The organism is Streptomyces sp. NPDC005151, from assembly GCF_053599875.1.
Genome location: NZ_JBSFYR010000066.1, coordinates 36650 through 43046, shown reverse-complemented (window position 1 = coordinate 43046; position 6397 = coordinate 36650). Strand labels below are relative to the sequence as shown.

At 67.8% G+C, this 6397-nt stretch carries 5 protein-coding genes and 1 pseudogene; all 6 read right to left on the bottom strand.

Features of this window, described 5'->3' with window-relative positions:
- Nucleotides 1–127 precede the first annotated feature (127 nt).
- The gene (locus ACWD6R_RS28510) at nt 128–1621 is read right to left on the bottom strand and encodes a transposase (protein WP_451821321.1); all 1494 of its coding nucleotides are present in this window, start codon (nt 1619–1621) and stop codon (nt 128–130) included.
- A gap of 558 nt (nt 1622–2179) precedes the next feature.
- Nucleotides 2180–3868: a sensor histidine kinase gene (locus ACWD6R_RS28505; RefSeq protein WP_451821320.1), complete on the bottom strand. Its 1689-nt coding sequence runs from the start codon at nt 3866–3868 to the stop codon at nt 2180–2182.
- 370 nt (nt 3869–4238) lie between these two features.
- Entirely contained in the window at nt 4239–4859 is a 621-nt protein-coding gene (locus ACWD6R_RS28500; RefSeq protein ID WP_451821319.1) for a PP2C family protein-serine/threonine phosphatase, read from the bottom strand.
- The gene (locus ACWD6R_RS28495; RefSeq protein WP_451821318.1) at nt 4793–5110 is read right to left on the bottom strand and encodes a hypothetical protein; all 318 of its coding nucleotides are present in this window, start codon (nt 5108–5110) and stop codon (nt 4793–4795) included. The genes ACWD6R_RS28500 and ACWD6R_RS28495 overlap by 67 nt, the downstream gene beginning before the upstream one ends.
- A gap of 205 nt (nt 5111–5315) precedes the next feature.
- A pseudogene (locus ACWD6R_RS28490) lies at nt 5316–5465 on the bottom strand (Clp protease N-terminal domain-containing protein); the annotation flags it as partial.
- Between the two features lie 39 nt (nt 5466–5504).
- Entirely contained in the window at nt 5505–6350 is an 846-nt protein-coding gene (locus tag ACWD6R_RS28485; protein WP_451821317.1) for a polysaccharide deacetylase family protein, read from the bottom strand.
- Nucleotides 6351–6397: the final 47 nt, after the last annotated feature.

Genomic DNA, 6397 nt, shown 5'->3' with positions numbered 1-6397 from the left:
GACCTCCGCCGTCCCTGGGAAAGACCCGCACTGCCAGGCAGGCTCACGCCCGCCCGTGTCCGACGCGGGTTCCGCCACCTCCACCACCGACTGCCGAGGCTGTCGCACGGCTCCTGCCCGGTGAAGGTCAAGAGTGCTTCTTGGGCGTGTGATTGATGAGCTTGTTGAGGTTGTGCACCGTGCCGAGGAGCTTGATCTCGACGTCCACCGCCTGGTGGCCGCGGTAGTTGAGGTGTCGTCCGAAGCGTTGGAAGATCTGGGCGTATCCCGGCTTGACCAGGGCACTGCGTTGACGGTACTGGGCCCGTCCTGTTGGGTTGGCGAGGCGGGCCGCCATGTCCTGCTGGCCGGCAGGGGCCTGCTGACGTTTCGCGGGAAAGCCTGCCTGGTCGGCATCGCTGGTGACCGAGACCAGTAGCGGGAGGTCGGCGAGGGCCTCGAAGGACGCGGCGGACGCGTAACCGCTGTCGGCGAGCCACAGTTGGATGTCGCCGGGGAGCCGTGCGGCCTGGTGATTGTGCTGGGTCTTCTTCACCATCGGAACGAGGGCCGTCCTGTCCGAGGGATTGTCGTGCGCTTCGATGGCGAGCAAGAATTGACGGCGGGCGCACACGATCTGGATGTTGTATCCCTGTAGGTAGCCGCCGCGTTTGCCGGGAATCAGCCGGGAGTCGGGATCGCTCAGGCAGGCACGGGACTCCGGAGAGGGGGCCGGTCGGGGTGTGCGGGCCCGCTCCAGCCAGGCCCGCATCTTCACCAGTCGCGTTCGCTGGCGAACGAGGACGGTCTTGTTCTCCATCGGGACCGGCGGCCGTCCGTTCGCTCCACGACGTCCTGCCGCCCGGTCCTCTCGGCCGCGGAGCTCGTACTTCTTCAGCTTCTCCTGGTGAGCCTCGGTCTCGATGGCCAGGCGCTTCTCTGCGCGGGCCACCATCCGCTCGGCGGCTTCGACCTTGATCCGGATCTCTGTGGGTGAAGGCATGGCCCGTTCATGCAGTCTGTCCCTGGCCAAGTGGGCCCGAGTGAGCCGGTCACACAGCCGGGACAGGCGAGGCCAGTTGTCGCACGCGTCCTCGCCATCGCCCTGTGCTGCCGAGCCATCGGCCTCGACGCTCAGCGCGTGGTCGACTGCATCCTCCATCAGCGCGTGGATCTCTTTCTCGCACTGGGAGATGGTCTCCTCCAGGCGCTGGAGTCGCTGGTTGGCGTCGCGTGAGGCGTTCGCCTCCATCGGTGAGCCGTCCACGGCCACCGCCGAAAGATCGACCAGGCCACGTCGGCCGCACAGCGACAACACCTGCACGAACAGCGAGCTCAAGGCGGCACGGTGGCGTCGTACGAACCGCGCGACGGTGGAGTGGTCCACTCGGCGGTTCGCGGTGATGATTCGGCAGCCCACGTCATCCCAGCAAGCCTGTTCGATGCGACGGGAGGAACGCACTCCTTTGCTGTAGCAGTACAGGAGCAACGCAATCAGGCTCGCGGGAGGGTATGCCACCCCGCCCCGCCCGTCTTCACGGTAGCTGTTCTCGAACGCCGACAGGTCAAGTAGCTCGACGACGTCGAGCACCTTCCAGCACAGGTGCTCGGGCGGCAGCCACTCTCGCACATCCCGCGGCATCTCAAGATCACGTGCACCGTCGCACGACAAGAAGTTCCGCCCCATCAGCCAAGATTCCGGCACCTCCCTGACCTTCGGAACCGAACAACGAATCGCTCTTGACCTTCACCGGGCAGGAGCCGTGCGACAGCCTCTGCCCCAGCCCGCAGCCGCACCGAAACCCGGCAAGCCCGGCCCCGGACGCCCACCCGGCTCCAAGAACCGACGCCCCGCACCCCACCACCACGTGGGCAAACCACCCAAAACGAATGCCCGACGGAACGCAAGAAAGGATCAAGCACCTTAAACGTCAAGCTCAGAGGCTGTCGAGTGACCTCGGATCGGAAAGCGGACGCGGTCTGGTGCGTGCGATTCCAAGGCGGAGGAGGGAGGCGACGCGAAGGGGCCCCCTCCCATGCCTTCAAGGCTATGGGGGAGTCGCCGACCGACGACAACGCGGGAAGCGTGCGTGCCAGGGCGTGGCCGCCCGGTCGGAGGTCACCCGACAGCCTCTCAGCCGCCCGTCGTTGATCATCAGGTGACTCCTGAACTCACGTCGAAGCGACATCCACGGAAAAGTTACACAGCCAGCGGGACGACCCACTCGACGACGGTGCCACTCGGTTCGTTCGAAGACAGGCTGAACGTGCCGCCCATCTCCTCCGCGCGCCTGCAGAGGTTGGCCAGGCCGCTGCGGCGGGTGACCGCCGGGTCGATCCCGCGGCCGTTGTCGGCCACGCGCAGCTGCAGGGCGGCGTCGGTGACATCGACGCTGACGTCGACGGTGGTGGCGTGCGCGTGCCGAGCGGCGTTGGACAGGGCCTCGCCGAGCACGGCCAGCAACTGCTCGGCCTGTTCGGCGGACACGGCCGTGTCCAGCAACCCGGTCATGCGCAGAGCCGGGGCAAAGCCAAGCGATTCGGTGGCCCGTTCAGTGGCCGCCACCAGCTGGGCGCGCAGCCCGCTGCCGTGACGGGTCTGATCGTGCTCGCGTAGGCCGTAGATGGTGGAACGGATGATCTTGATGGTGTCATCCAGGTCGTTCACAACCCGCTGGATCCGCTCGCCGACCTGCGGCCGGTCGGCCACTCGGCCCAGCGTGGACTGCAGCGTCAGCGCGCCGGCGAACAGCCGCTGGATGACCAGGTCATGCAGGTCTCGGGCAATCCTGTCGCGGTCATTGAGCACGAGCATGCGCTCCGTGTCCCGCCGGTGCTCAGCGACGTCCAAGGCCAACGCAGCCTGGTTGCCGAACCCGGTGACCATGTCGACAACGGCGTCCGTGAAGAAAGTGCTGCCCGGTATGTTCGCCACCTGCAGCACCCCGCGGACGTGCTCCCGGGTGCCGAGCGGTACGAAGAACGCCGGCCCCAGCTCCACCACCGAGGCGCTGCCGCCCTCGGCGCGCGGGTCAGCGCTCACGGCATCACTGGCGATCCTCTCCCCGGACGTGAAGATCTTCGCAGCCAGCCCAGCGGCGGGCAGCACCAGCCCGCGGACCTCCTCGGCCAACGCTCCCGAGGCGGCCTCGATGACCAACTCGCCGCGGTCACCGACCGGCACCCCCAAGGTGACCAGGTCCGCACCGGCCATCTCCCGCACGGTGGCCGTGACAGACTCCAGCACCGCGGTGGGCTCCGCACCGGACAGCAGGCTACGCGTCAGCTCGTTGCTGGCCGCCAGCCACCGCTGCCGGCGGTCCGCATCCTCGTACAGCCGGGCGTTGTCGATCGCCACACCGGCCGCCGCGGCCAGGGTCCGCAGCACCGCCTCGTCGTCGGTGTCGAACTCCGCCCCGCTCTGCTTGTTGGTCAGGTACAGGTTGCCGAAGACCTGGTCGCGGACCCGGATGGGGGCGCCGAGGAAGCTGGTCATCGGCGGATGCCCGGACGGGAAGCCGACGGACGCTGGATGCTGGGCCAGGTTCGCCAGGCGCAGCGGTTCCGGGTGACGGATGAGCTGCCCGAGGATGCCCTCGCCGCGCGGGTAGTGCCCGATCCGGGCGATGGCCTCCTCGTCGATGCCGACCGTGACGAACTGCTTGATCGTCCCTTCCTCGCCCAGGACGCCGAGCGCCCCGTATTGGGCGTCGACCAGGGTGACCGCCGACTCCACGATGCGGTGCAGCACCACCTCCAGGTCCAGGTCGGAGCCGACCGCCAGCACCGCGTCCAGCAGCGTGTGGACCCGGTCCCGGGCCCCCCGAACCTGCGTCACCTGCTGCTGCAGGTCCTCCAGCAGTGCATCCAGCCGCAGCTGTGGAGACATCCCGGATGTCTCCACCTCACGCGAATCCTGCGCGCGCTCGTCCACCACAGCTCCCTTTACCGTCTCGCTGGCCCGCCCCAAGGATGCCCGACGAGCCGAACCCGTTCGACGGCACCCTGGAGAGTAGCGAGGGCAGATCTCAGGAAGGGTGGGCAGATGGGTGATCATCTCATGGCCGGGCCCGATGACCTCGGCTGTGACGTGGATCAGAGCCGTAGTTCAGGGCGCCCGGGCCGACGTCGTACAAGGGAGAGTTGGGTGACATCCAGTAGGCCCCCGACAGACGGGCGAATTTTGGTGGTGGCTGCGGATCCGTGTTGCTGATGGTCTCCTCCATGAAGGGTTCAACGACCCTCCGGCACCGCTGATTTCAGACGTTGGGCCTGGGCGGGGTGCGCAAGGCGAGGATGGCCAGGTCGTCGTGGCCGTCGCTGGGATGGTGGTCCGCGAGGACTGTGCACAGCTCGTCCACGGGCAGGTGGGCGTGGGCGGTGGCCGCTGTGGAGAGGGTGCTCAGGCCATTGTCGTTGGACCGGTGGGGGTGTTCGACCAAGCTGTCTGTGAAGAAGATCACGGTGGCGTCCGCAGGCAGGGGGTGGTGGTCGGGGCGGGGCTGGTCAATGTCGACGCCCAGGGGTACACCGGGCTCGGCGTGCAGGTACACGGCCCGGTGGCCGGGGTGATCAGTAGCGGCGGGAGGTGTCCCGCGGTGCTCCAGTGCAGCGTTCAGGGGGCGCCGCCGGGCTTGATGCGGGCCAGGCAGGCGGTCGTGAGGGGGGTTGTCGGTGATCGCGTGCAGGGTGCGGTCGAGCTGGCCGAGTACGGCGCCGGGCGGGGTACGCCGATCGTAGAGCAGGGCGCGCAGCATGTGGCGGGTCTCGGCCATGGCGGCCGCCGATTGCAGGTCGTGACCGACGACGTCGCCTATGACGGCCGCGCAGGCGTTATCGGGGAGCCGGACGGCGTCGTACCAGTCTCCGCCGAGGCGCACTCGGCCTTCCCGACCTCGCTGTGCGCGTCCGCGATCGCGCCGGCTTCGAGGAGCGCGATCAGCTCTTCGGCCTCGCCCTGAAACACGCCCGCGCGGTTGAGGAGTTGGAGGAGAGTCTTCTTCGCACTCATGACGCTGGCGGAGTCCAGCGGGTGCCGGCCCTCTTCGGCGGTGTTGATCGTGTCCTCCTCGTCGGCCTCGGCCTGATACTTCTGCAGGTGCTTCAGCATGACGTGGCTCTTGTCTCTCACCGTCTGTGCCTTGGCTGAGAGGCTTTCAGCTGGGAGTGGCCGCCGTCCAGCTTCTCAAGGCTCGACGGACACGACCGGTCGCGGTCGCCCCCGAGGCCGTTCCGGACCCGCCCGTCTCCGTACGAGCCCGGGGCGGCGAGAGCGCAGGCGTGTCTGCCCGGCGGAGCAGGGCCCCGAGTGGCGTGCGAGGCTCCAGCCGAACGGGATCGGTGCCGTAGCCCAGTGCCCGTTCCACCGCTGCGTAGGTGACGCCGTGGTCCGCCAGGGTCTCGGCGACGACACCCGGACGTGCCGTCAGGGCAAGGAGCAGGTGTTCGTCACCGATCGTCTTCTCGCGACGGCCGAGGCAGACACGCTACGGTGTCGACGACCTCGGGATTGACCTGCCTGTGCGTCAGATGTAGTCCTCCAGGCGCGCCACCGTGAAGCCCTGTTCCTGGATGTGGCGCAGCATGTTCGCCGTCATCTCGGTCATCGAGTGCCCCTTGAGCTCTCCGGGGCCACGGAAGTGGGCGAGGATGATGTCGCCGGGGTGGAGTTTCTTGTCGGCACGCTGGTACTGCATGTTGGTGATCTGCATGGACTCGCGCCAGAGCACGATCGCCTCGACTCCGCACTGTCCCGCGGCGCTGCGGGTGTTCTCGTTCCAGTTGCCGTAGGGCGGTCGCAGCAGACGCGGGACGGTTCCGTACTCCTTGCCGAGCCTGGTCTGCTGGCCGCAGATCTCCTCGCGCTGCGCGGCCGCGCTCTCGGTGCGCAGGTTGGGGTGGGTCAGGGTGTGGTTCTGAATCGTGTTCCCGAGCTGCTGCAGCGGCTTGAAGTAGTCGTAGTCGGCGCTGATGACCGAGTCGGTCAGGAACATCGTGAAGGGGACATTCAGTTCGCGCATCATTTTCACGAACCTGGGGTCTTTCTCGGCGCCGTCGTCGAAGGTGATGAAGACGATCTCATCTTTGGTGGGTATGTCACTGATGACCCGCACCGGTTCGCCCGCCCGGCGTTTTACCGGCTTGACCTTCGGCGGGGCGGGCGGCGCGGCGAGAGGCTTGAGGCCCCAGGTGCGGAAGGCCGCGGCGTCGTGCGCGGTGCCTGCGACGGGCGCTGTGTCTTCCGCCCGGGGGGACGCCGCCGGCGCGCGAACGGAGCTCGAAGCGGCAGGCTCTGCCGCCTGGAAGCCCGCCGAACAGCCCGATATGAGCAGGATGCCGGTGAGCGCCAGTCCCGCGATTTTCTTGTCCACCTGAGAACCTCAAGTCCCGAACATATCTTCTATGGCGTCCTGCTTGA